Annotated in this window: 21 protein-coding genes and 3 pseudogenes; 5 read left to right on the forward strand and 19 right to left on the reverse strand. The window is 43.1% G+C overall.

Annotated features, from left to right (window positions below; genetic code table 11):
- The 4 genes and pseudogenes from bla to VV1_RS25505 form a co-directional block, all read right to left on the reverse strand.
- Entirely contained in the window at window positions 1–990 is a 990-nt protein-coding gene (gene bla, locus VV1_RS00005; RefSeq protein ID WP_133295495.1) for a class A beta-lactamase, read from the reverse strand.
- Window positions 991–1,130: 140 nt separating this feature from the next.
- Complete coding sequence (locus VV1_RS00010; RefSeq protein WP_043920887.1) at window positions 1,131–2,111, reverse strand: CobW family GTP-binding protein; 981 nt, start codon at window positions 2,109–2,111, stop codon at window positions 1,131–1,133.
- 68 nt (window positions 2,112–2,179) lie between these two features.
- Window positions 2,180–3,844, reverse strand: a complete 1,665-nt coding sequence (locus VV1_RS00015; RefSeq protein WP_011078131.1) for an amidohydrolase family protein — start codon at window positions 3,842–3,844, stop codon at window positions 2,180–2,182.
- 92 nt (window positions 3,845–3,936) lie between these two features.
- Window positions 3,937–4,068 (reverse strand): annotated as a pseudogene (locus VV1_RS25505) (IS5/IS1182 family transposase); the annotation flags it as partial.
- A 60-nt stretch (window positions 4,069–4,128) separates the two neighbouring features.
- Between VV1_RS25505 and VV1_RS25510 the strand changes: the two are divergent.
- Window positions 4,129–4,370: pseudogene (locus VV1_RS25510) on the forward strand (transposase family protein); the annotation flags it as partial.
- A 119-nt stretch (window positions 4,371–4,489) separates the two neighbouring features.
- On the opposite strand, the gene VV1_RS00020 reads toward VV1_RS25510, so the two are convergent.
- The 8 genes and pseudogenes from VV1_RS00020 to VV1_RS00050 form a co-directional block, all read right to left on the reverse strand.
- On the reverse strand, window positions 4,490–5,596 hold the full coding sequence (locus tag VV1_RS00020; protein ID WP_080553389.1) for an MlrC C-terminal domain-containing protein: 1,107 nt from the start codon (window positions 5,594–5,596) through the stop codon (window positions 4,490–4,492).
- A gap of 42 nt (window positions 5,597–5,638) precedes the next feature.
- Window positions 5,639–5,965: pseudogene (locus tag VV1_RS24805) on the reverse strand (helix-turn-helix domain-containing protein); the annotation flags it as partial.
- A 149-nt stretch (window positions 5,966–6,114) separates the two neighbouring features.
- Window positions 6,115–7,197 carry an AI-2E family transporter gene (locus tag VV1_RS00025; protein ID WP_011078134.1) on the reverse strand — a complete coding sequence of 361 codons (1,083 nt, stop codon included), beginning with the start codon at window positions 7,195–7,197 and terminating at the stop codon, window positions 6,115–6,117.
- A gap of 542 nt (window positions 7,198–7,739) precedes the next feature.
- Complete coding sequence (locus VV1_RS00030; protein WP_011078135.1) at window positions 7,740–10,289, reverse strand: mechanosensitive ion channel domain-containing protein; 2,550 nt, start codon at window positions 10,287–10,289, stop codon at window positions 7,740–7,742.
- A 66-nt stretch (window positions 10,290–10,355) separates the two neighbouring features.
- Complete coding sequence (locus VV1_RS00035; RefSeq protein WP_243742147.1) at window positions 10,356–10,994, reverse strand: ABC-type transport auxiliary lipoprotein family protein; 639 nt, start codon at window positions 10,992–10,994, stop codon at window positions 10,356–10,358.
- 3 nt (window positions 10,995–10,997) lie between these two features.
- Window positions 10,998–11,969 (reverse strand): MlaD family protein, encoded by a 972-nt coding sequence (locus tag VV1_RS00040; RefSeq protein WP_011078137.1) that lies wholly within the window; start codon window positions 11,967–11,969, stop codon window positions 10,998–11,000.
- Window positions 11,962–12,783, reverse strand: coding sequence for an ABC transporter ATP-binding protein (locus VV1_RS00045; RefSeq protein ID WP_011078138.1), 822 nt, complete (start codon window positions 12,781–12,783; stop codon window positions 11,962–11,964). The genes VV1_RS00040 and VV1_RS00045 overlap by 8 nt, the downstream gene beginning before the upstream one ends.
- Window positions 12,784–12,792: 9 nt before the next feature.
- Window positions 12,793–13,866, reverse strand: a complete 1,074-nt coding sequence (locus VV1_RS00050) for an ABC transporter permease (RefSeq protein ID WP_011078139.1) — start codon at window positions 13,864–13,866, stop codon at window positions 12,793–12,795.
- 725 nt (window positions 13,867–14,591) lie between these two features.
- Between VV1_RS00050 and VV1_RS00055 the strand changes: the two genes are divergently transcribed.
- The 3 genes from VV1_RS00055 (at window position 14,592) to VV1_RS00065 (ending at window position 16,902) form a co-directional block, all read left to right on the forward strand.
- Complete coding sequence (locus VV1_RS00055) at window positions 14,592–14,852, forward strand: hypothetical protein (RefSeq protein ID WP_043920890.1); 261 nt, start codon at window positions 14,592–14,594, stop codon at window positions 14,850–14,852.
- Between the two features lie 275 nt (window positions 14,853–15,127).
- Window positions 15,128–15,565 carry a 5'-deoxynucleotidase gene (gene yfbR / locus VV1_RS00060; protein WP_279573863.1) on the forward strand — a complete coding sequence of 146 codons (438 nt, stop codon included), beginning with the start codon at window positions 15,128–15,130 and terminating at the stop codon, window positions 15,563–15,565.
- A gap of 5 nt (window positions 15,566–15,570) precedes the next feature.
- Window positions 15,571–16,902 (forward strand): anti-phage deoxyguanosine triphosphatase, encoded by a 1,332-nt coding sequence (locus VV1_RS00065; RefSeq protein WP_011078141.1) that lies wholly within the window; start codon window positions 15,571–15,573, stop codon window positions 16,900–16,902.
- Window positions 16,903–16,923: 21 nt separating this feature from the next.
- Here VV1_RS00065 and VV1_RS00070 read toward each other — a convergent pair whose 3' ends face one another.
- Window positions 16,924–17,532 (reverse strand): tRNA-uridine aminocarboxypropyltransferase, encoded by a 609-nt coding sequence (locus VV1_RS00070; RefSeq protein WP_011078142.1) that lies wholly within the window; start codon window positions 17,530–17,532, stop codon window positions 16,924–16,926.
- Between VV1_RS00070 and rrtA the strand changes: the two genes are divergently transcribed.
- Window positions 17,512–18,096, forward strand: coding sequence for a rhombosortase (gene rrtA, locus VV1_RS00075; RefSeq protein ID WP_011078143.1), 585 nt, complete (start codon window positions 17,512–17,514; stop codon window positions 18,094–18,096). The genes VV1_RS00070 and rrtA overlap by 21 nt on opposite strands.
- A gap of 46 nt (window positions 18,097–18,142) precedes the next feature.
- Here rrtA and VV1_RS00080 read toward each other — a convergent pair whose 3' ends face one another.
- The 6 genes from VV1_RS00080 to clpP all read right to left on the reverse strand — a co-directional run bounded on the left by VV1_RS00080 (window position 18,143) and on the right by clpP (window position 25,527).
- On the reverse strand, window positions 18,143–18,445 hold the full coding sequence (locus VV1_RS00080) for a ComEA family DNA-binding protein (protein ID WP_011078144.1): 303 nt from the start codon (window positions 18,443–18,445) through the stop codon (window positions 18,143–18,145).
- A 132-nt stretch (window positions 18,446–18,577) separates the two neighbouring features.
- Window positions 18,578–20,437 (reverse strand): peptidylprolyl isomerase, encoded by a 1,860-nt coding sequence (gene ppiD / locus VV1_RS00085; RefSeq protein ID WP_011078145.1) that lies wholly within the window; start codon window positions 20,435–20,437, stop codon window positions 18,578–18,580.
- A 176-nt stretch (window positions 20,438–20,613) separates the two neighbouring features.
- On the reverse strand, window positions 20,614–20,886 hold the full coding sequence (locus VV1_RS00090; protein WP_013572181.1) for an HU family DNA-binding protein: 273 nt from the start codon (window positions 20,884–20,886) through the stop codon (window positions 20,614–20,616).
- Window positions 20,887–21,079: 193 nt separating this feature from the next.
- Window positions 21,080–23,431, reverse strand: coding sequence for an endopeptidase La (gene lon, locus VV1_RS00095; RefSeq protein ID WP_011078147.1), 2,352 nt, complete (start codon window positions 23,429–23,431; stop codon window positions 21,080–21,082).
- A gap of 118 nt (window positions 23,432–23,549) precedes the next feature.
- The gene (gene clpX, locus VV1_RS00100) at window positions 23,550–24,830 is read right to left on the reverse strand and encodes an ATP-dependent protease ATP-binding subunit ClpX (RefSeq protein WP_011078148.1); all 1,281 of its coding nucleotides are present in this window, start codon (window positions 24,828–24,830) and stop codon (window positions 23,550–23,552) included.
- 70 nt (window positions 24,831–24,900) lie between these two features.
- Window positions 24,901–25,527, reverse strand: a complete 627-nt coding sequence (gene clpP, locus VV1_RS00105; protein WP_011078149.1) for an ATP-dependent Clp endopeptidase proteolytic subunit ClpP — start codon at window positions 25,525–25,527, stop codon at window positions 24,901–24,903.
- Window positions 25,528–25,532: the final 5 nt, after the last annotated feature.

Raw genomic sequence — 25,532 nt, forward strand, 5'->3', positions numbered from 1 at the left:
TTACTTTAAATAATAAAAATCGTATAACGTTCGGGTAATTTCTGCAATAGCTAGATCACGATCAGCTTCCGATGTTGTGCTGCTCTTAGAATATACGACTATCGCAAAACGTCGACCATCGGGTAGCGTTACAAATCCCACGTCATTGGCGACACCGCCAATTGTCCCTGTCTTGTGGGCAACGAGGGTTCCTTTTGGTAGTAGACCTTTTAGCCTTCCAGCACCAGTGCGTGTGCGTGACATGACATCAAGTAAAAATTCGCTGCTTTTCTCACTTAACACTTTACCGCTGTCAATTGCCAGAAGTAATTCCAACATGGCATTAGGCGAGCTTTGATCTCGTAGATCTTCTTGTTCGAACTTAAGGTTTCTAAGTGGTTGTTTTGACGCGAGTGATGGGTCTTGGGCAAGAGCCTTTGCAAGTACAGATGAATAGGCCTTGTCGGGTAAACCATAGAAGTCCCTTAAAATTTCACTGGTATACCGATCAACTCGTAAATCAGTAATACCAATATTTCGCATCACTTTAGTTACTGCTTCAGGCCCTCCTGCAAGTTTTAGACAAATGTCTGTCGCTGTGTTGTCACTTAACGTTATCATTGGTTCGATTAAATTGGCGATAGATAACTTTATACCTGGGTGCACGAAGTTCACCGCGATAGCACCGTCACCTGTCACCATGGTTTCTTGTGGGACATCAATTAAATCGGAAAGCTTAAGCTCGCCTTTATCAATCCGCTCCAGTAAGGCGACAGCAATAGCAACCTTGTAGGTACTGGCCATCACAAACATTTCATCGCCGTTTACTGTTATTCTCTCCCCAGAGCCAATTTCTTGAGCAGCCACACCGATGCGGCCAACTAGCCTCTGTGAAATTGTCTCAAGTTTCTGCGAAACATCTTTAAAATTATGCTCATTAGCAACTGCTGGTTGAATTGGAACAAATGACGAAATAAGTAAAGTAAAACAAAGTGCTATACTACGATTCATAAACCTCTCCATGGTTAGTTTTTTTATTTATCATCTTAGTTACTACGATTTCGTGGTTCCACTTCGATTTGGCCCCAACAGCACTTTATCACACTATTTTTCATTAGTTACACTTGGTTACATTTATCGAGCCAATAAACTTATTGTTGGATCACAAGAGCGTCCAATTTTTTGCGCATTCCATCCCTATCTAATCCCCCTTTTGGGCCGATAAAAACAAGACGCGTGGCTCTTGTTTCGCCTTCTTGCCATGGTTCGCCAATGGTCACTTGTGCACGTTGTCCTGTGCATTGGAAAATACAACGGTGATCGGGTCGATCATCTAGGTTTAAGATGCCTTTCATGCGATAAGCATCGATAGAAAACTGCTGTAATAGAGGGTACAAGGCTTGCAGTGAAAGGGGACGATCTGTTTCAAAACTGAATGTTTCAAACTGATGGTTAACGTGATCACAATGGTCATCATGGCAGTGATGGTGCTCGCCACCATGTTCTCTGTTATGGGATGAAACCTGAAGCCTCTCTGGTACTTCAAATAAAATAGGCAAATCGACTTTACCAAACTCTATTTCAACCAGCTTTGCAAATGGCGCTTGTACCTGACACCATTGTTTAACTTTTGCTAGCTCATCTGGCTCTACCAGATCGACTTTATTGATCAAAACAATATCAGCTACTTGAATTTGCTGTTCAGCTAATTCTGCCATCTGTTTTTCAAGAGTGAGTACATTTTTAGCATCAATGGTGGTGATAATCGCATTGAGAGGCGCATGCTGTTGCAGCTCAGGATCTTCAAAATTCAGCGCCACTTCTTTTGGTTCTGAAATACCAGACGTTTCTACCACAATGTGGTCTGGACGTTGTTCGAGTGCTAATAAACGCATCACAGAAACCACTAAACCTTCAGCGAGATTACAACAAACACAACCATTTTCTAGGCTGATCATATTGTCGCTTTCAGATTTTACCAGTTCAGCATCAACATTTATCGAACCAAAGTCATTGACGATAACGGCCATGCGCATTCCATTGGCATTGGTCAGAATGTGATTGAGCAAGGTGGTTTTACCTGCCCCTAAAAATCCGGCTAAGATAGTGACTGGAATTGGCTTTTTACTCATCGACATTTCTCTATATCATTTCATGAAAAAGCTCGACTTGCGCCGAGCTTAATTATATTTAGAGTTAATTATGCAATAACAGGGTTGCGAATGGGCTCACCCGGATTGGCATCTAACTGTAATTGACCATTTTCAATGACGGGTGTACCGTTAACAATGACATGATGCATACCTTCAGAAAGTGCATTAGGGGCCTCGAAAGTCGCAAGCACTTTGATATCTTCAAGTTTAAATAATACTAAATCGGCATCTTTACCTACTTGAACACGGCCTTTGTTTTTCATTTGTGGGACGCTGTTTTCGATAATGCGACAAGCGTTTAAGCTACAACGCTCCATTGCCTCGACAAGCGTAACCGCTTTGTATTCGTTAACATATTTACTAATGAAACGGGTAAAGCAAGCCAGTGATCTTGGGTGAGCGATGGCATCACTAGGGAGTGGCCAAATATCACCTTCGATGACTTTCCCTTTTGAGTCCATCCAAGGCATAGCATCTGAAGCAATAGCAGCACCAGGAAACAGAACTGAACGATCCATTTTTTGACGATCAGATGGATTATCATCAGGTTTTAAGAAATGCATTACTACCACTTTGCCTGGGTCATTTGCTTGCAGCTCAGTGATCTTTTCTTGTGTTAATGGTTTCCCATTAGCTTCCATGTAACTTGCACTTGGTACGCCCCAGCGCTCTAACCAATCATCACCACGGAAAACTTCTGCGCCAATCAGTGACGAACCGGCACCGTAAGGGTAAGCTTCGGCAGTTACATTCAAACCTCTATCAATCGCTGATTGTACTAAGTCCGCACAATCATCAATATCTTGCACAGAGGTACTATTAAGGTGACAAATGTGCATGTGTGCACCAGTCGTTGCAGATAAACTGATGAGTTCTTGATAGGCTTCAAAGCTGGATTTTGGTTCTGCACTGTTTAAGTAACGAACATGCGTATAAGTTGGCATATTATAGCGTTTGGCGAGCTTCGCTAGCTCGTAGTACTCTTTATGGCCATAACCCGGTGCATAGCCTGCGTTAATCCCAATGCCTAAACCACCTTCTTTCAGACCTTGTTCGATATCATTGAGGATCTGTTTTAGCTCATCTGGTGTTGCTAGAGTATTTTGCCAATTGTTGTATGAAAATGCTTTTTGGAACCAAACAATCGTACCATCAGCTGCTGGCATTGTTGGTTCTTTTGCCATAACTCGTGCGTAGGTCCAAGCAACCGATGCGCCGTAGTTAAGAGGTCGACCTTCTTTTGCCGTATCATCATAGAATTTAGAGATGGGTAATAAACCCGATTCCATTTCCAGTTGGGTGGTAACACCATCAAATGCTTGAGCGCGCGCCGCAGGAAGCTGTTGACCATGTGCATGTAAATCAACGAAGCCTGGAGCAACGACTAAACCTTCAGCATTAATTACTTTGGCCCCTTTTAAGGTATTTTTTGAAATAGCAGCAATACGCTTACCTTTGATCCCTACATTACGAATCGCATCTAAGCCCGTTTCAGGATCAACCACACGACCATTTTCGATAACAATATCAAAAGGGCCTTTTTCATTAGGCATTAGGGAAATATTCTGTACAGCCAGTTTGTCGGAAGCTGCATGCAGAACCGAAGCAAATGGAAGTGTTGCTGCGCCAAAGGCTAATTTAGTTAACGTTGAACGTTTTGTATGGTCTATCTCATGAGATCCAGTCTGTTCAGTTAAGATGTCATCTTTCATTTTTTCCCTTATCTCATTACCTAAAGTTGATTGATATTATAGTGTATTTCGTGGTGTATATGAGTTCTGTTAACTTAATCAAGAAATTATTTACCAACGCTAAGCTTTTCAGGAACCATCTTCCCCCAACGCAGTACCATCTCTGGTGGGATGAGCCAAACGGGGCGTTTAAATCGTGTTTCATCGTGGCAATACCTTGTGTCATATGCGCCATCACCAGATAATGGATCTTGGTGCAAATTGAGTATGTTGAAAAACATTTTCAAGCTGTGGCTGTCTAGTGTCGGAGTACAAAAGTCACATGTTGTCTTTTTGAGATCCTGTTTGGGTCATTGTGTGCTGTTATAGCTGGTACGAAAGGGCTGTTTGACATCCGAAGCTACATCCTTGGCTACCACCATAGGCTTCAAGGGAATGCTCTGTTTTAAAAAGGAGGGGGCCCCGTTGATGATGCATCGCTCGTATTATATCGGCGATCGAACCAGCTCAATTTCACGTACGTTTCGTTGATTGGATATCATCAATGCTATGTTGTTAATAGTGATATGTTGGAAGCTGTGTTGAGCGCTTGTTTTAACGCGTTGGCGAAAAACCAAACACTCGTGAGATTGACCTGATTATGGCTAAGTTAACAGCAGTACTCCGTCAAATATTAAACGTTGCGTTTTTATCTAAAGGGTACAAAGGCGCTGTTAACTGAGTATGTTCGAAAAGAGTCACATCGCGACTGGTGGCCTCTGGAACATCAACGATCAGTAACTTGTCGGTGAAGTTCTTATAGAAAGCTTGATAGTGCATGCCGCTTTTCACACCAATAACGTCATATTCTTGAATCGCGATACCATGTGGGCGTCCCTGGGTATCATCATACGTCTGACATAGGCCTGATATAACAATGACATCCACCGTATTCTCCGCTTCAATGACCAACCTAACGGTAGGGCCAAGCTTAAATGGAGCGTTGTAAGCACTCCCCCCGCGAACGATCTCATCGCCATCCGAAATGGACTTGACATAAGCTTTGGTTTTAATTGGTTCACCTGCCAATTTCTCAAATTTACCACCGAGGCTCACATTGATTGTCGCTCCAACACCGGCAGCTACTGCGGCCTTTGCGGTCTCCGGATCGTGTATCGACATGAATACGACTTTACCCAAGCCTTTTGTTTCTAGCAAAGCTTTCAGTAGATGAGTACCTGATCCTCCTGCGCCACCTCCGGGATTACCCGCAGCATCACCAACCACAATCGGAGAATGCTCAATGATACCGCCTTTCGTTGGTGGTTGACGTACATAGTGGCCGTCCTTTTCGAGCATGGCCAGGACAGTACCCATGGTTTTGCCTATATCATTGAGTTCAATAAGTGATTCTTTTCTATGTTTCCAGATCCACCTTGCTAGGTCGTCGACTAAGTCTTGTGCCAGTTGGGGGTTATTTTCTGTGGTCACCATAGGGAATACACCACAAAAATCGCTGTCCTGATATGGGAAGCCATGCATGACGGAGCAGCTGATAACACCTGGCTGCTTTTCTATTTGAATGCATTTTTCTTTGAGTCGATTGGCAAAGCTGCCCTTTTCTTCGGTATTGCTCATCGGCATCAGCATTGGCATTTTGTGATAGGCAACGGTAGGGTGCGATTCTCCTGCTAAGATTGCGGCACCACGATACATCGCATCACGGCCAGCGGTATTCATATCCATATGAGGATATTCTTTACAGGCGCTGAATAAGTTCATGTTGTCCTTCATTTTTCGGTGATCTTACCATGGAGGTCACCGGACCAAACGATCCCAACGTGAACGCTGATATCCCAGACTTTGAGGATTCAGTGCGATTAAAGCTGTCAATACAGCGGCAATTTGAAGAAATGGGAGCGTCGCGGCTCTACCTCGAGTTGAGCTTTCCAAGCCATCGATGCCGCATTTCGTGTACCAGTGAATCCAGCGTCCTATAGAAGACCGAGCTGAAACCAGAATCTTCGAGACTGTGGTAACAGAATGTCCTTGGTAAAGAAGCAATATGGCATTCAAGCGTCGGTAATGGTCTTTATCCTTAGTCTTATGCATCTTTTTAGTGATACGACGTCGCTCAACGCGGTCAGGTAATGTTAGAATCATGGGAACTCGGTAACGGTTGCGGGTTTATATGTTTGGCTACTGATCAGATCGCTCAAACGGTACCGAGTTCCCTTCTTTTTTACACACCAATGATCTACATTTAGGAACAGCTATTTAGCGCCTTTCGATTTCGAATTTTCAACGATCTCTCAGACTTGCTTGCTTTCTGACTCTACCCATTGCATAAAAACTTGATATCCTGTAGCGAAAAATGCCGCACCAACGAACATACCCAGTATTCCTCCAGACATGACCCCACCTACAGCGCCAATGAGTATTATAGGCATTGGAACATCCAACCCTCTTCCAAGAATAATCGGTTTTAGGAAATTATCTATAAAGCTTGCAGCAATAATTAACACTGTGAAGATAGCATTGTGTGCTGTTCCACTATCTCCTGACCACAAGACTGCAACAGCGACCAGAGCCACGACGGTCACAGGGAGCTGAACGATAGCAAAAACTAAGGCGATTAATGTAAACAGAGAAGCCGCTGGAACGCCTGCTAACCCTACGATAGCACCAAATATCATTGCTGTTAAAAATGCGATTCCGATAATGCCAACAGCGACCTGCCTTAGGGTTGCGGTTGTTAATTTATGCAGCGAAGGTCCTTTGATCGGATCTGTAAAACTTATAAAAATCTTACGTATTGATGCTGATGCGGGTTCAGCCCAAGCTAACATTATCCCAGCAATGATCACAGCACCTATCAAGACAAATACGCTCTTAGCTGCGCCCGCCGCACTATCGAACACCCAACCGAAAATGCTTTTTATTTGAGGCTGATGCTTGTCTATGAAAACAGGCAGATTGACAGCGGCTTCATCCCAGGCAGCATATATTTTTTCCCCGACTAATGGCCATTCTTTTACGCTGTCTGTTGGCTTCGATACGGCTAGTGTGCCATTTCGATAAGAATCGAGTGCTTCTAACGTTTTAGACGCAAATGAGTTACCAACCATAGCGGTAGGCGTTCCAAGTACAAGCACGCCAATCACCGCGACTAAAGTAGCTGAACGGCTAGATCTTAAGCCCAGTTTACGTTCAACAGCCAACTTAAGAGGGTAAAGTGCAATAGCCAATACCAGCGCCCAAAGTAAAATAGGTAAAAATGGCAAAAACGCCCACCAACAGACAATAACAATAAGCGTAATTGCTGCGAATCGTATCAATGAAGTACTAAATGCTTTCACTAATACCTTTTCTAAGTTCTCATTTGAATTATTCAAGTCTTTCCTCCTTTTCTATTCCTAGAACTAATTAAACGGTTTGTCTGCGTATGGACTTCGGATAACACGTGACCTGAACCAGTAGTTAGACTGGACGCTTCATTAAACGAAATTGTGATTTTCAGCGTTAACTTGGCGTGGATGCCCAACAACTGTGCCTTCTTGTCCAATTGTAATCAACCTATATCACCTCAGCTTTTATCCGATTTCCAATTTTTTATTGGTTCAACATATTCTCACTGGCTTCACGATTGTCATACTCCTGACTGAAACGCAATGGCGTTGATACTCTGTCACATACCTGCACATAAGGATTATTTCACATGAAAATACTAGTATCGCGTCCCACACTAACACGACGTTTTTTTCGTCGGGTTAAGTACCACAAGATGGGGTTACCAAGCTACATTGTTGGGGGCAGAGGAAGCCACGATTGACGATGAATTGTGGTGCATAGATGGTCACTCAATAAGAAAAATGGATCAAGTTCAAAGAATTACACTTGATTATCGATGAGGGCAGGTGAACGATTACTGATATTGCTAATTTTTCATGTGCACATCAATTTGTGGATAAGCAATTTCAACATTATTCTCATTGAATAACTGATTAATCTTTTTGTTTACCAAATGAAGAGTTGGTAAGCGATCATCAATTGAGTTGATATGAAGCCTAAGCTCAAACTCCAAACTGCTGTCACCAAAAGACAGAAAATATACCTTCGGTATAGGGGAGTTTAATATGTGAGGATTACCTTCCACGGCTCGATATAGTAACTCTTCAACCAAATCTATATCTGAATCATAGGCAACACCAATAGGGATAACTACCCTAGTAACCGAATCGGTCAAGGACCAGTTGATAAGCTTGTCTGTGATAAATACTTTATTAGGGACAACAATTTCTTTATTGTCCCAATCAATAATGGTTGTAGATCGAGTTTGAATTTTACTAACGGTTCCAGAAAGCTCATTAATAGTAACCGTGTCACCTATCCTTATTGGTCTCTCAAACAACAGTATTAGACCTGAAATAAAATTGGCAAATATTTCCTGCAGACCAAACCCCAAACCAACACCAACCGCAGCAACTAACCATTGCAAGCTTTCCCACTCAATACCGATGGTGGTAAAAGCAATAACAATACCAAGCATCAATATAATGTATCGAAGTAAAGTAGTAATCGTGTAGCCAGTTCCAGGTGCTAGGCTCATTCTACGTAAAACCAACAATTCTAAAAGGCCTGGGATATTTCTTATACTCACAAATGAAATAGCTAAAGTAAGCAACGCATACATAAGTGATTTCAAGGTGATATCGACCGCTTCACCACCACTCGTAGGCGAAGCAACCTGCCATAAGAGAACGTTATCCATCCAGTTGGTTAATTCTAACTGACTTGACCATACTGTCGAAAGAACAGTAACTAACAAAATTAAACTCAGCCCTTTCAACAACGCCATAGACTGTTCGCTAATGGATGCTTTATCTAAAGCATGGCTTTCAGCGTCAAAGGACGCAGTTTCTTCTGATAAACCTTCGCTTTCACGAGCGATTTTTTCCTCTCGCTTTGCAAGAAAGCGCTGATAAATCAATTGTTTTTGCTCTAAGATTAACCACCGCTCCCCTAACTGATAAACTAAGAAAACCCCCATTAATGCAAACATATTGAGTTGCTGGAGTATCAGTATTTTCCACGAACCGACATACAGACCTAATATGGCCATCGCGATGACAACAAAGAAAGAGACCTGCACTGAATAATAAATAAGAAAGAAACCAAGCCCTGATTGAAAAAATGCAGGGAAGTGAGTATTAACGTCGTCTAAATTCAATGTGCTCGTATAAAATACAAAGAGAAAAACAACCACAAGCAGATAAAGTATACGAAGGATTTCGACATCATTTTCATGCTCAACCAAACGGAAAACGTGGAATAAAACAAGAATGATAAGTAATGGTAACATTATCATCCGTATTCGATGATGAATCGTGTGGCACACTTCGCTTGACCAGCGAAAATGTAATTCAAGCATCCCTTTTTTTCTACTCAAATGATAAAGAAAACCCACACTCCACAATAGAACAAAGCTAGCTATCATGATCTCATCAAACAAAATTGATGGATGACGCAGCGACATGAAATCGAGAAACCATACGCAGTTGAAGAAAAATATAGGGAGCATTGATGATGCTAAGACGGTTATTAGTAAAACGATGATGCTATTTGAAAAGCTGTCTTTTAATGGATGACCAAATATTTTTTCTTGTCGCTGTGATATAAGATCAAGTTTTAACTTAAGCCACCAATTTAAAAACAGCAATGTTAGGGAGAAGACGGCTAGAAAAATTAATGCCACATTCATTTTTGACCAATCAATATTCTTAGAACTAGAACCAGACGAATATATCACCCCGAACAGTTTCTTACCGTTCAGATTAAAAATGCTTTCCCAAAGAGGTGTATTACTGTAGGTCCAGACCTGTCGTTCTTTAAGAAAGGCTATGGCTGTTTCAAGCGTTACAGAATAATTTTCAGATACGTCAATTAACTTGTCTACCTCTGTCGAGAGCTGTTTATATAATGACATTAACTCTTGGAGTTTTTTTAGATTAGAACTGTCTCGTGCAAGCGAATCGGAAGCCCTTGAAGCTTTGGTAATTTCATAGAACCGAAGATTTACCTGTGAGCGATAATCGTGAAGGCTTTGGATGTTGATTCCTTTCGGTAACTCTTGCAGCAAATTCCTTGTATAGGCTCCGAATGTCGTCGTCTTATTAAGCCAATTTAGGTTATCCTTTATTGCCTTCATTTCATCCGAAAGTTCGGTATATTCTAGGTTCACATTTTGTAGATCGGTGGCCGTTTTAGCAATTTCAAGTTTGACTTTTTCAATCTCCGATTCAAGCTTGTGAGTATCTGTAAAATTCTCTTGGCTAAATTCCAGCTCCTTAGCTATAAAACTGTCACTATTGAGGACTCTCGAGTACGAATTTTCATCCTCACTGGTCAGAAGATAGATAGCAATTGACATGGCAATCATTGCTATGAATGCCATGATATATGAGTAGGTTTCTTTTTTTCTAATCACTTTGCCTTCTCACCAGTGCCAAAACAAAGAAGATGCCATTCATTAAAATGACATTACTTTTCTTTTCTATTCTTGACTGAACGCCTCTGCCAATTCTTCAATAATTTCGCTAAAAGCATTACCCAACCCCTTTGCTAATGCTTCAGGTGTTTTATCTGACAGTTCAACTTTACTTAATATTTTCTTATCAAATATGATAGCGGGTCTAACGCTAGAACTGTCCACCAAAATGAATTGTATTTCCATTACGGCGGTTGGTGTCTGGCCTTTTCTGAAGTCGCCAAATAATTTGGTGACGACGGTTTTTAGGACTAAGTTAGTAGAAACACCTGCATTATAGGGAACGGTATTAGCGACCACTCCAGAGCGTATGAGTAAGGTCGGTATTTGGTTTTCGATGATAGCGCCAGGCTCAGTAATAAAACGATTATAATAATCACTTTCGAAACTGACATCAGACAACCTGAATACCATTTGCGTGTTATTAAAAGGGCTTTCCACACGAACGCCATCGATAAGTAACGTTTCATATTTTTTTGTGTACGTCTTCGCCGGATAATCAGCCACAATAGCGTAATTATTTGGACTTTCTACAGGCTGCGCCATCATCCCACAGCCAAATAAAACAAAAAGACTCAACATCACTAGGAAATATTTATTTCTATTCATATCTAACCACACTTTATTTGGAGTCGTAATATTCACGTTTTAATCTATTTTTAACTTCTGAGGCTCAGAGCTAAATATGATACTGGATGGCTGATTCTTCAAAGTCTCGGAAAAGCTTTTTAAATTTTCGACAGTGGCTCTCAAGTCTTTCATGACATAATTAATTTCAGGCTGGTTATCAGCCATGATCACATCTAGCCTGACAGCCGCACGGTCTAAATCTTTAATTAACGTATTGATATCACCTTCATCACTGAGAGATGAATTGAGACTTTGGCTAATTTGTGCGATTGAAGAGATGATAACCTTCACTTCTGGGTCTGAAACTACGCCATCAACACCCTTCACCATCTGGTTAGTATTTATCAGCAACGTTAGGAGCTGCGCATTCAGCGCTTCAACATCCACCAGACCTATAGATTTGTTTAAAGTTTCAAGCAGAATATTGATATTAGATACTAATGTGTTGATATCCGCCTCATCCAAACGAGAAATTAAACGCTGTATGCCTGAAACGATTTTTCCCGTGGAGTTTTTTGTTGATGGTACATAGGGGTAGTCTGGATCCCAATCGAAATTTAATTCTACATCTGCCTGTGTATAGTCAAATGATAAATACTGTTGACCGGTGATACCTGCTAATTGTGTTGTCGCTCTAAGACCGCGCTCTATGGAAATTTCAATATTTCTATTCCATTCTTCGGCTGTACTTTTCGTACCGTTGATCTCACTGCGAACAACCACATAGGACTTCCTATTTTCTCTTGGTACTGCTGATTCATAGAGCGCATCTGACAATTCTATTGCCACTACTTCCCCGGCAGTGATCCCACGAAAGCGCACCGGAGCTCCAACATCAAGACCAGATACTGATTCATCAAAGTAAGTCTCAATAATTATCTTAGGTTCAAATAAAGACCGACCACCTAGGATAAACAGGACAATAAATAACGAGATCAACGCTGAGACCACAAACAACCCTAACTTGTAACTGCCTTTTGAATCATCCATTACTTAGCTCACTCTCTTCTTTTTGTTCATCTGATTTTTGTACATCGGGCTTCCGGTTGAAAAACTGGCGAACTCGGGTATCGCTACTTTGGTCACGTAAATCGCTAGGGTGTCCTTCAGCAATAATACTTTTAGATAAGGGGTCGAGCATAATTGCTCTATCGGCTATGGAGAAAATACTTTGGAGTTCGTGCGTCACAATGATGAATGTGTACCCTAAACTCTCTCTTAAATTTAATATTGTTTGATCTAAGTTAGCAGCTGTAATCGGATCCAAGCCCGCCGAAGGTTCATCCAAAATCAAGATATTCGCACCAATAGCCATGGCTCTGGCGATCCCTGCTCGCTTGAGCATACCTCCAGATAACTGACTTGGCATCAGCTCAGCTGAATAGCCCATCTCCAATAGTTCTAATAGTGTTCGAGAAATTTTATTTTTCTCCGCCATACCGAGATCGGTAAATTGATCTAATGGGAAACGCACATTTTCCAAAATGCTCAATGACCCAAACAAAGCTCCGCTTTGATACATAACGCCTAGTTGACGCTGTATTGACGCCTTCTCTGTTTCTCCAGCACCAACAATGCTCTTACCGTTGATGGTGATGTCCCCAGAGATAGGTTCATACAGCCCAATAATGTGCTTCATCAAGCTAGATTTACCACATCCAGAACCACCTAAAATAACGAGAATTTCACCTCGCTTTACACTAAAAGAGGCGTTTTCTAGTAGGATCTTCTCGCCGTAACCCATTTTTAAGCCGGTTACTACGACCGCCTCATCATTTTTCGGGTCATTTATTTTCGAGTTCATCAGGCTTCCTCAGGTTAGTAATACGGTAAAAAAGCCATCAATGACCACTATCCAAATGATACTACTCACCACTGCACTGGTTGCCGCCAAGCCTACCGAAGTAGAACCTTGACCTGTAGCTAACCCCCTTTCACAACCGATAACAGCGATAATGAAGCCAAAAGTCGTGGCTTTGATCAAACCAAATCCAAAATCCCAAATAGAAAGTGCACTTAGCAATTGATGATAATATTGAACAAAACTGATATCGAACTTCAGCAATACAAGTGCACCGCCAAAAACACCGATGATGTCTGCAAATACTGTTAATAGTGGGAGCACAAGAATAGAAGCATAAATTCGAGGTATGACCAAGAACTCAACGGGGCTGATACCAAAGGTGCGCAGTGCATTTATCTCTTCGTTCACTTTCTGAGTGCCGATCTCAGCCGCAAACGCAGCACCAGTCCGGCCAGCAAAAACGATAGCAGTCATCAATGGGCCCAGTTCCCTGAGCATTGATATCCCTATTCCATCCGCCACAAAAAGAACTGCACCAAATTGCTCAGCTACTAGGCCTATTTCAAAGGCAATGATAACACCCATGAGGAAGCCAATTAACATAATTATTGGTACTGCATCAGCACCCGCCCTTGATGCAATATCAGAAACTGTCGCCCAATTTACGTTTTTCCTCCGGCTTATTCCTATTTTGAAAACCACTGCACAATCTTTAACAAACCGAGCCACAGAACCGACATCGATAAGCATTTCTTTTGTAGCTCGCCCAACGCGCTCAAAAAAACCTCTTTCTCTACCGACAATACTAGGATTGTTTTCCACCGGGGCTGGCGGTACAAGTTCAGCCAAACTGGGCTTAAGACCAACTATTGAAATTTCAGCACCAGGCGCACGAAATCTTGTTTGTAAATCTGATAAAAACGCGATACCAGATATGTCGATAAAAGTTAAATTGTGCGCATTAACAACAATGGCAGAATTTGGATGTGTATCCAAAATCCTGTTCGCTTTTTCCCATAAATTTCCAACAATTTCAGAAGTAATGCTTTCATCTAACTCGATTTCCAAACTGTTCTCGCTCATTACTTCTTCCTCAAAGTTATCCGCGTATAGATGCTTGGTATAATATGTTAAGAGGACTGACAAATAATTAGACAATCGCTTTATACTAGACAGGAATTTTGAATCTAACAACCTGAAGTAACTAAATTTCTGGCCTTGATGTGATGGGTTTAACAATCAAGTAGAATAGAATATTGCCTTTAAATATTCACCAAGAAAACTCCATATCGGATTATGCTGCACAATCCCCAAAATTCTGGATTCATTCCTTTTCTACTGAACTTAAATTCTGGGATCTATTTGTTTGGGCTGTTCAAGGCATCCCTAACGCTACAACAGCAGTAAAGATTAAGGATCATATCTCTATCACTATGATCAACAAAATCTTTTTCCAACACTCGAGCTTGAAAGAAGTTTTTCATACTCTACGCGGAAGAAGATATAATCCATTGTTACCAGATTGCGCCTTGTTCTAAACTTGGTTAAGGAATAACCTCAATTTAATCGGAAAGTGTGAAAAACAATATCTTGAGGCTTGCGATTCAGGAACGGCATGAGCCATTCTAAACTAATAAGATGTCTATTTTGTCGTTAACACACTGCTGTAACACTTCGGCGCCGAAGCGCTTATTGAAGTCTACTAACGGATCCGAGTACGTTTTTTACAGTACACGAACGATGTCGAGCCTACCGAGTTGTCCGATATTCATCGTTTACTTTCCAACTATTACGAGTAAGAACACAATTTGACATTACAAAGGTTTGAAGAGCTTAAAAGTCAATATGAATCTAGAAAGACAGAAGAGGCTATTTCCGATTTCATTTCGAACACTGGCATGCTTCGCTCACCTTTGCTTGACGAGGTTCAAGACAAGATCTCGGAGCTAGAAGAAGGGGAATCCGAGGCTGACTCAGATGATGATGAATATTCAGAATCAGTGTGGGAATCTCGTCAAACAAAGCAACGAGAGAACAAAGAAATAGATGATATGTTTGGTACTCTGTGAAAAATATACATCTAGTTAACCAATAGAAATTTTTATCCAGAACTTACGAGCTAGATCTAAGACTTTAACTCGGAATTGTCCAGAGACGTGCCAGAACTATCACTGCTGACAACAACGAGTATGATGACCGTGATGCTACTTTATGCATTCTATTTAACATCAGAAAACGACAAATGTTGCAAACCACATTAAAATACAGAAATAGGTGCAACATTTGTGTGCGAGAATACAAATGTTGCATAGGTAGCTTTATGTCGAGGTTTGGTTTATCCAATATGGCTCTAACTCATTATTTAACCAGCATTATTCACTCATTCACTAGCTTAGCCCATCAGATGCTTAAGCGAACTAATCAGGATTTGCCCACACCAGTAAAATATTACAACCCTGAAATCGCGAAGGAGTATAAGAAAATCGAAGCGGCTGCAGAGCAAAAACTGCTCTCCATGCTGCCGGAAGAGTTTCAGGAAGACTTTCGTCCATTTGTCATCTCACAACAAACTTCGGAAGAAGAAGCTCAAATCGTCAAACAAGCTGATTCCATTTGTGCCTATCTCAAATGTCTAGAAGAACTCAGTGCAGGTAATCACGAGTTTGCTTTGGCGAAAAAGCGCTTAGACATTACGTTAGCGGAAAGAAAAACACCTGAAATGGATTATTTCCTCAATACGTTTGCGCCAAGCTTTGAGCTATCCCTAGACGAAATCAGTTAACAAATATGGAGTCCACTTTGTCATTGACTATTCGCTCACAATGGCTGGAACGCCATGATGATGAACATAAAATTCGTCGTGATGATCATCGCAGCCCTTTTCAACGCGATCGAGCACGAATTCTTCATTCGGCCGCTTTTCGTCGCCTGCAGGCCAAAACCCAAGTGCATGGCAACAGCCTCGAAGATTTTCATCGCACCCGATTAACCCATTCGCTCGAAGCGGCGCAACTGGGCACCGGAATTGTCGCACAAATTAAGAAGAAACAACCCGAGTATCGAGATCTTCTGCCCACTGACAGCTTAATCGATGCCTTGTGCTTAGCTCACGACATTGGACACCCACCGTATGGACACGGCGGCGAGGTGGCTCTGAATTATATGATGCGAGACCATGGCGGCTTCGAAGGTAACGCGCAAACTTTCCGCATCGTCACTCAACTCGAGCCCTACACCGAACACTTCGGCATGAATTTGTCTCGGCGCACACTGCTAGGGTTAATTAAATACCCAGCTTTTATCAGCCAGACTCGCGCGGCTTCACAGCCTGCTCCTGTGAGCCACCAACGTCAAATCAAAGCCAAGCAGTGGAGTCCAGCAAAAGGCATTTATGATTGCGATAAAGCCCTATTTGACTGGGTACTAGCACCATTAAGTGAAACCGATAAACAACAGCTGAATGCAATGCGGGATTGCCCCCACGACGCCTTATCTCATCGAAAAACGCGTTATAAATCGCTCGATTGTTCGATTATGGAGCTGGCTGATGATATTGCTTATGGCGTGCATGATCTTGAAGATGCCATTGTGCTTGGACTCGTCACACGTAGCCAATGGCAAGAAGGCGCAGCGAGTCAGTTAGCCGATTGTGGTGACCCATGGTTTGAAAAACACATTAGTTCCATTGGCGAGATGTTATTTAGTGGCCAGCATCATCAACGCAAAGATGCCATTGGCGGTATGGTTAACGCACTGCTCACCAGCATCGACGTTAAGCCCGTCGACGGTGAATTTGAAAGTCCACTGTTGGCCTTTAATGCTTATCTCGATATCGGCATGGAGAAAGCACTGTCGATTTTGAAGCACTTTGTCAGCCAGTATGTGATTCAAATTCCTCAGGTTCAAATTGTCGAGTATAAGGGACAACAGATCATCATGGATTTATTTGAAGCGCTCAGTGCCGATCCTCAACGCTTGCTGCCTTTGCCCACTCGACATCGTTGGGAGCTGGCTGAAACAGACACCAGCAAAATGCGAGTGATAGCGGACTACATTTCTTCGATGACCGATGGCCATGCGCAGCGACTGCACCAACAGTTGTTTTCATCACATCATTAACAACGCTCTATCTGGCCATCGCTAACGATAGTTTCGTTCAAACACACCAGGTGGCATTTGCGCAATTTGAAACTCGATCATCTTGTCAAATGCCGTAATTAAGGGTGTAAAATCGTTTTCAGGCTGAAAATAACTGAGAATGTGAAAACCGGCCTCGACAGTGGAAAGCGCATTGTCACTAGGCGATTTTCGGATACGGTAGTTTCCAGTGAGATTGTCTGGTAATTGTACACACGGCAGCACTTGCAAATTGCTTGAAAGTTGCCGGATTTTAAACGCTTTCTTCCACGTACCATCGAGGAGAATAAAGCGCAGACGACGCATGTTACTGTCATCAGATTGAGCAACTTGTTCCACAGTGACGGCTTGTTCATTCGGAAACAACACCCAATGGTGATAGGATTCATCGCTTAGCAACTGATTGAGCTCAGCGTGTTGCGAAAAGTCTTCTCCAATGAACAAGCGACAGCTAGCCAAAGACAAATCGAGAATTCGAGCCGTGCCAAGTGGGCGATGCTCTTCACTCGGATGCTGTAGAATGATAAGTTCCACATCTGAGGCAAGAGACTCTATCCACTGACAAATACACGCTTTTTTCGCTTTACCACATTGAGAACAATACCGAGACATACTGTGAACCTTACTATTTTTCTGACGATAACCAGCGTGCTTTGTCTATTGCTTCAGCAGCCATTATTGTCTGATTGGACGGAGTGGCATCGCCAAGCGATAAATCATGGAGAATGGTGGCGAATCCTATCAGGAAATTTCACTCACACCAACTACCCTCACCTTTTGATGAATCTGGCCGGGCTTTGGGTAATTGCTCACCTTTTCAAACCCAATGGGAAAACGTTCGCTTTGTTGCTAGTGATGATCAGCTTCATGGTCGGACTCGCTAACCTCTTAACCTCAATGCAAATATACGTTGGCCTTTCTGGGACGTTGCACGGCCTGTTTGCCTATTTTGCGCTAAGAGAAAGCTTGGAAGGAAGAAAAAGCAGTTGGCTTCTGGTGCTTGGTGTCGTGTTGAAAGTCGCTTGGGAGCATTGGATGGGAGCGTCTGCAAGCACAAGCGAACTCATTGGTGCAAGGGTCGCCATTGAGGCACATCTTGCTGGTATGAGCAGCGGCTTCCTCTTAGCCTCGCTGCCCCCTCTTTACCAGCGTTACCTTAACGCCAAAGCGCAATAAAGACATAAAGCAAGCTGACAGCACGCCAACTTGCTTTATCATCCAATTACAACTTAATCCGTGACTGATTTTTCTCAATCGTTGATTTACCGATTCCTTTCACTTGAGCTAACTCATCAACCGTTTTAAACGGTCCATTAGCTTCTCTAAAGTCAACAATTTGCTGAGCTTTTTTAATACCAACGCCTTTTAACATCATGGCAATTTCTTCTGCTGTCGCCGTGTTGATATTGACGGAAATCTCAATGCCTTCATATTTATCGGCTGCTTTCGTTGCAGAGTCCGCAAAAGAAACGGAAGGAAAAGAGAATGCCATTAGCATGGCTAAAAGGGTAATTACCTGTTTCATTGTCGTGTCCTCATGTTAGGTGCAAGGTGTTATACCTAACCCAGCGAGAGCACAAAACAGACAAGAGACAAAAATAAAACAGGCCGCGAAAGCGACCTGTTTTTAGTTACATATCAGTTGCACACCGAACGATTAGTTGCTCACAACAAAGTATTCAATATCGGTGTTAGCACGAAGAATCGCGACGATAGAACTCAAGTCACGCTGTGCAGAGACGCGTTGCAGTTGCACTGAAATTTGCTGTGCTAGTACAGGCTCTAAGCTCTCTTCTACTTTTTCAAGCGCCACGACAACAACATTGCCTTCCATATCTTTACTTTGGCCGTATACCGCATTACCTGCTGCTGGTTTTGCCATAGCAAACACGGTCTGAGCTAAAGGAGAACGACGATCAATCTTCTCTAACTCACCAAACGATAAGCCTTTTTCTTGTAAAATAGCTGTGTTACCCGCTTTCAGAGCTGTCACGACTTCGGTTCCCAGCTCAAGTGCTTGTTGCTCACCTTTCACTTGAGAAAGCTCTGCAGCTACTTGGTCTTGCACCTCAGTCAAAGGTAACACCGTCTCATCACGAGCATCATCAACACGAACAACGATGATGTGTTCAGGGGCAATTTCAATCGCTTCTGAGTTCAGGCCATCCAACTTAACTTCTGGACTGGTAATCGCTTGAGTAACCGCAGGTGTACGAAGAATTTCAGGCGCATCAACTTGAGAGATAAAGTCAGTGTGTTTCACTTGTTGACCCACCGCTTTTGATGCTTCTTCTAAAGAATCTGGGTATTCGAATGCCACTTTCTCTAGCTCACTTTGCAACTCATAGAATTGGTCGACGGCTTTCTGGTCGATCATTTCTTGTTTGATTTGCGCAGCAACGTCGCTAAATGGCTTCACAACCGGTTCTTTTAGCTCTTCGAGTTTGATGATGTGGTAGCCGAAGTCAGACTTCACCAAGCCAGTGACATCGCCAACATTTTTTAGCGCAAACGCCGCTTCTTCAAACGCTGGATCCATCACATCACGTTCAATCCAACCAAGTTCACCGCCGTTATCAGCACTGCCAAAATCGTCTGATTTCTCTTGAGCTAGTGTCGCAAAATCCGCGCCAGCGTTCAATTCGTCTAAAATTGCTTGTGCTTTAGCTTGGTCATCCCCCTCAATGAGGATATGAGCCACTCGACGCTGCTCCTCAGAGGAATACTTATCAAGGTGCTCTTGATAGTACTGTTTCACTTCGTCATCAGAAATGGTGATTTGCTGCTTGAGTGAATCCGCCGCTAACTCGATGTAAGACACCTTCACCTGCTCAGGGCGAGTAAAGCGTGATTTGTTTTCATCGTAGTACTTTTGGATATCTTCTTCTGTCAACGTCACTTTATCTGCAAAGTCGCGAATATTTAGCGTCACCGTACGAACATCACGTGTTTGAGTAAACAGTTTACCTTCTGCATCCACTTCACCTGGTAGGGTAAATTCGCTGGTTTGTAGTGCATCAAGCAATTGAGAACGAATCAGTTCACGACGCATGTACTCTGCAAAAGAATCTGGTGAGTAACCCGCGCGACGTAGGGTCGCTTGGTAGACGTCTTGGTTGAATTTACCGTCTTGCTGGAATTCTGGCATCGCTAGAATCATGCTTCTTACTTGAGCATCACTGATGCGTAAACCTAATGATTCTGCATGCTGATCAAGCAAAACGTCGTTAATCATGCGGTCTAATACCGATTTACGGAAAGACTCTACGTAAGCAGGGTCAGCAAGGAGTTGAGAAAAGTAATCTCCTAGTTGCGACTGCATACGATTACGCTCGTTTTGGTAAGCCATTTCAAACTCACCACGACCGATTTCGACATTGCCAACTTTTGCTGCAGAGTTACTACTACCACTCACGAGGTAACTGCCGACACCTGCAAAGACAAACGATAGGATGATCAATCCTAGGATAATTTTAACCGCGATGCTATTCACGCCTTCGCGCAATCGATCCATCATAACTAAACTGCTCTCCACTCACGAAGCCAACGCTTCTCTTGAAATGTAATCACGCGATAATACCAGAAAAAAGAAATGCGCATCAGTAGGATGCGCATAATTTAAAAAAGTTCGGCTTTCACATCGCAAAATCGTGTTCAAACGGGTTTGATTGAACAAAATTCACACTATCGCGATTAGTTACAAGCGTCTTTAAGAGCTTTACCTGCTTTGAAAGATGGTACTTTCGCTTCTGCGATTTGGATCTCTTCACCAGTCTTAGGGTTACGGCCTGTACGAGCTGCGCGAGTACGCACGCTGAAAGTACCGAAACCAACTAGAGCTACTTGATCACCAGACTGAAGAGTACCGCTTACTGCTTCAATGAATGCATCTAGAGCACGACCTGCTGACGCTTTAGAGATATCTGCGTTTGCAGCGATTGATTCTACTAGTTGAGTTTTGTTCACTGTGATTCCCCTTTGTGCCATCTGTGATTATTTTTTTAGATGACTTTCGTTCCATTAATACTAAAAATTAGCGCCAAGCCTTATCTTAAAAGGGCTGGCAGCCATCGAGCTCTAACTTAGCTCCCAAAAAAAACGCTGACAAGCCTTTTCGAGCCTATCAGCGTAAACTTTTACTTATTTTTGCTGCACATCACTATTTTTTAGCGTCAAACTCTACCCCAGTTGGGTCTCGCTCTAGTGCAACTTTAAGAACTTCATCAATCCATTGAACTGGAATGACTTTCAAATCAGCGATAACGTTGTCTGGAATTTCTTCCAGATCACGCTCATTATCCTTCGGAATAAGTACCGTTGTAATACCACCACGATGTGCAGCCAACAACTTCTCTTTTAGACCACCGATTGGTAACACTTCACCACGCAGAGTAATTTCACCTGTCATGGCGACTTCTGCTTTGACAGGGTTACCCGTTAGGCTAGAGACTAACGCCGTGCACATAGCAATACCGGCACTTGGGCCATCTTTTGGTGTTGCACCTTCTGGAACGTGCACATGGATGTCTTTCTTCTCGTAGAAATCAGAGTTAATACCCAATTTCTCCGCACGAGAGCGCACAACGGTCATGGCCGCTTGAATCGACTCCTGCATCACATCACCCAGTGAGCCAGTTTGGGTCAGTTTACCTTTGCCCGGCATCGCCTCAGTCTCAATCGTCAGCAAATCGCCGCCGACTTCCGTCCACGCAAGACCTGTCACTTGACCCACTCGGTTGCTGTCATCCGCTTTACCATAGTCAAAGCGTTGAACACCTAAGTACTCTTTCAAGTTATCGATGTTAACTGTCACCGACTTCAACTCTGGCTTCAGCAGAATGTTCTTCACTGCTTTACGACAGATTTTCGAAATCTCACGCTCTAAACTACGTACACCGGCTTCACGCGTATAGAAGCGGATAATACCAATAATGGCAGAGTCCTCGATATTGATTTCATGAGGCTTCAAGCCATTGCGCTCGACCTGCTTCGCAACCAAGTGGCGCTTCGCAATGTTGAGTTTTTCATCTTCTGTATAACCAGACAAACGAATCACTTCCATACGGTCAAGCAAAGGACCTGGAATATTCATTGAGTTCGAAGTTGCAACAAACATCACGTCAGACAGATCGTAATCCACTTCTAAGTAGTGATCATTGAACGAGTTGTTCTGTTCTGGGTCCAGCACTTCAAGTAATGCAGACGCGGGATCGCCACGCATGTCAGATGACATTTTGTCGATCTCATCCAACAAAAAGAGTGGATTCTTCACGCCAACTTTGGCCATTTTTTGAATCAATTTGCCCGGAAGCGAACCAATATACGTGCGGCGATGGCCACGGATCTCGGCTTCATCTCGAACGCCACCGAGCGCCATACGAACGTATTGACGACCTGTTGCTGCGGCAATTGAGCGACCTAACGAAGTTTTACCCACACCAGGAGGCCCCACAAGGCAAAGAATCGGGCCTTTTAGCTTATTGATACGGTTTTGAACCGCTAAATATTCAAGAATGCGGTCTTTTACGCGCTCAAGGCCGTAATGGTCTTCATTAAGCACTTCTTCCGCTTTCGCCAAGTCTTTCTTCACTTTAGAACGTTTGTTCCAAGGAACGTTGACCATCCAATCAATGTAGCTGCGCACAACTGTCGCTTCCGCTGACATCGGTGACATCATCTTCAGCTTTTGCAGTTCTTGTTCGGTCTTTTCGCGTGCTTCTTTCGGCATTTTAGCCGAATCAATCTTTTGCTTGAGCGCTTCAAACTCATCTACGCCATCTTCAGATTCGCCAAGCTCTTTCTGAATCGCTTTCATTTGCTCATTCAGATAGTACTCACGCTGGGATTTCTCCATCTGTTTCTTGACGCGGTTACGGATGCGCTTTTCAACTTGCAGAATGTCGATTTCCGATTCCATTTGTCCCATCAGGAACTCTAGACGCTCGGTAATATCTACGGTTTCTAGTACTTGCTGCTTATCCGCTAATTTCAGTGGCATATGGGCAGCAATGGTATCAGCAAGGCGGGCAGCTTCATCAATACCACCAAGGGAAGTCAGGACTTCTGGTGGAATCTTCTTATTCAGTTTAATGAAGCCTTCAAATTGGCTAATGGCGCTGCGAACAATCACTTCTTGCTCACGCTCATCCAATTCAGGAGTGACGATAAATTCCGCTTCTGCTAAGAAGAAATCACTTTCCTTGAACTGATTGATTTTAGCGCGCTGCTGGCCTTCAACCAGTACTTTTACCGTACCGTCTGGCAGTTTAAGCAGTTGCAGGATCGTGGCTACCGTGCCCACCTCGAACAAGTCATCAACGGTTGGTTCATCTGTGTCTGCTTGCTTTTGTGCGACAAGCAAAACCTGTTTATTGGCTTCCATTGCCGACTCTAAGCAACTGATCGACTTTTCACGGCCAACAAACAAAGGGATAACCATGTGTGGATAAACCACCACATCTCGTAGAGGTAGTACGGGGATCTCGATACGCTCGGAACGTTCCAAGTTCATATAATTCTCTCTTCCACTTACTATTATGAGCAGTATATGGGGGCTAATTATTTGGATTCAATAAAAGAAAATAAAAAAGGAGGTAATTCCTTACCTCCTTTTTCTACATCGATTAAATTTACTCAGCGCCAGCGGCTTGGCTATCACTGTTGGTGTAAATCAAAAGCGGCTCTGATTCACCATTAATCACCGATTCATCAATGACAACTTTGCTCACGTCGTCCATCGATGGCAGTTCATACATGGTTTCTAGCAACACGCCTTCCAAAATTGAACGCAAGCCACGAGCGCCTGTTTTACGCTCCATCGCTTTTTTCGCGATCGCTTTTAGCGCATCTTCTCTGAACTCAAGATCCGCACCTTCCAGTTCAAACAGCGCTGCATATTGCTTTGTTAGCGCATTTTTTGGTTGGCAAAGAATCTGAATTAATGCTTCTTCGTCTAACTCGGTCAACGAAGCGGTCACTGGTAGACGACCAATAAACTCAGGAATCAAACCATATTTCACAAGATCTTCTGGCTCTACCTGAGTGAACAATTCGCCCACTGTTTTGCTTTCGTCTTTAGAGCGGACTTCCGCACCAAAACCAATGCCTGTACCTGTTGCAACGCGTTGTTCGATCACTTTATCTAGACCGGCAAATGCACCACCACAGATAAAGAGGATCTTTGACGTATCCACTTGCAAAAACTCTTGCTGAGGATGCTTACGACCACCTTGAGGTGGTACAGAAGCAATCGTACCTTCAACCAGTTTAAGCAGCGCTTGCTGAACGCCTTCACCAGAAACGTCACGAGTAATAGATGGGTTTTCTGCTTTACGAGAAATCTTGTCAATTTCATCGATATACACAATACCACGCTCTGCTTTCGCTACGTCGTAATCACATTTCTGAAGCAACTTTTGAATGATGTTTTCAACATCTTCGCCCACATAACCCGCTTCTGTTAGCGTCGTGGCATCTGCCATAGTGAACGGTACATCGAGGAAACGCGCAAGCGTCTCAGCAAGCAACGTCTTACCGCTACCTGTTGGGCCGATCAGCAAGATGTTACTCTTACCTAGCTCCACGCCATCACTCGTTGTGTCACCATTACGTAAACGCTTGTAGTGGTTATATACCGCAACCGCGAGCACTTTTTTCGCATGGTCTTGACCGATTACATAGTCATCAAGGTGTGCACGGATCTCACGAGGCGTTGGCAACGCTTCAGATTCGCGTTTTGGAAGCACATCTTTGATCTCTTCACGGATGATGTCGTTACATAAATCGACACATTCGTCACAGATGTAAACGGATGGACCAGCGATTAGCTTGCGAACTTCGTGCTGGCTTTTGCCGCAGAAAGAGCAGTAAAGCAACTTACCACTACCACTCTCTTTGCTTTTGTCTGTCATTCGCTAACCTCTTAGCCTTTACTCTTTATGTTTGAGTGTATAACAATTTGAATCAGTTTGCGCAGGCAAATTATGCACTGCGATGAGTCAATACTGCGTCCACCAAACCGTATTCTACTGCCTGATCTGCCGACATAAAATTATCGCGATCAGTATCACGTTCAATCACTTCCAATGGTTGGCCAGTGTGTTCTGCCAACAACTTGTTCAGTTTAGTCTTAATAGTAAGAATTTCCTGAGCATGAATTTGGATGTCTGACGCTTGACCTTGGAAACCACCAAGTGGCTGGTGAATCATCACACGTGAGTTAGGTAGTACATAACGCTTACCTGGTGCACCACCAGCAAGCAAAAATGCACCCATTGAACATGCTTGACCCATACATACTGTGCTCACATTTGGCTTGATGAACTGCATTGTGTCGTAAATCGACATACCTGCCGTCACGCTGCCACCTGGAGAGTTAATGTAAAGGAAGATATCTTTGTCTGGGTTCTCAGACTCTAGGAAAAGTAGCTGAGCCACGACAAGGTTTGCCATGTGGTCTTCAACCTGTCCGGTGAGGAAAATCACTCGCTCTTTTAGCAAACGCGAATAAATATCGTAAGAACGTTCACCACGGGAAGTTTGTTCAACCACCATTGGTACTAGTGCGTCGATGATTGGCGACATTGCATTTTTTTCTTGGTAGCTCATATTCT

It is taken from the genome of Vibrio vulnificus CMCP6 (genome assembly GCF_000039765.1).
Classification (GTDB): domain Bacteria; phylum Pseudomonadota; class Gammaproteobacteria; order Enterobacterales; family Vibrionaceae; genus Vibrio; species Vibrio vulnificus_B.

Excerpts from the sequence above, each read along its gene's own strand:
- bla (WP_133295495.1), bottom strand. The coding sequence starts at position 990 with ATGAATCGTAGTATAGCACTTTGTTTTACTTTACTTATTTCGTCATTT.
- VV1_RS00010 (WP_043920887.1), bottom strand. The coding sequence starts at position 2,111 with ATGAGTAAAAAGCCAATTCCAGTCACTATCTTAGCCGGATTTTTAGGG.
- VV1_RS00015 (WP_011078131.1), bottom strand. The coding sequence starts at position 3,844 with ATGAAAGATGACATCTTAACTGAACAGACTGGATCTCATGAGATAGAC.
- VV1_RS00020 (WP_080553389.1), bottom strand. The coding sequence starts at position 5,596 with ATGAAGGACAACATGAACTTATTCAGCGCCTGTAAAGAATATCCTCAT.
- VV1_RS00040 (WP_011078137.1), bottom strand. The coding sequence starts at position 11,969 with ATGGATGATTCAAAAGGCAGTTACAAGTTAGGGTTGTTTGTGGTCTCA.
- VV1_RS00045 (WP_011078138.1), bottom strand. The coding sequence starts at position 12,783 with ATGAACTCGAAAATAAATGACCCGAAAAATGATGAGGCGGTCGTAGTA.
- VV1_RS00050 (WP_011078139.1), bottom strand. The coding sequence starts at position 13,866 with ATGAGCGAGAACAGTTTGGAAATCGAGTTAGATGAAAGCATTACTTCT.
- yfbR (WP_279573863.1), top strand. The coding sequence starts at position 15,128 with ATGGCTCTAACTCATTATTTAACCAGCATTATTCACTCATTCACTAGC.
- VV1_RS00065 (WP_011078141.1), top strand. The coding sequence starts at position 15,571 with ATGGAGTCCACTTTGTCATTGACTATTCGCTCACAATGGCTGGAACGC.
- VV1_RS00070 (WP_011078142.1), bottom strand. The coding sequence starts at position 17,532 with ATGTCTCGGTATTGTTCTCAATGTGGTAAAGCGAAAAAAGCGTGTATT.
- VV1_RS00080 (WP_011078144.1), bottom strand. The coding sequence starts at position 18,445 with ATGAAACAGGTAATTACCCTTTTAGCCATGCTAATGGCATTCTCTTTT.
- ppiD (WP_011078145.1), bottom strand. The coding sequence starts at position 20,437 with ATGATGGATCGATTGCGCGAAGGCGTGAATAGCATCGCGGTTAAAATT.
- lon (WP_011078147.1), bottom strand. The coding sequence starts at position 23,431 with ATGAACTTGGAACGTTCCGAGCGTATCGAGATCCCCGTACTACCTCTA.
- clpX (WP_011078148.1), bottom strand. The coding sequence starts at position 24,830 with ATGACAGACAAAAGCAAAGAGAGTGGTAGTGGTAAGTTGCTTTACTGC.
- clpP (WP_011078149.1), bottom strand. The coding sequence starts at position 25,527 with ATGAGCTACCAAGAAAAAAATGCAATGTCGCCAATCATCGACGCACTA.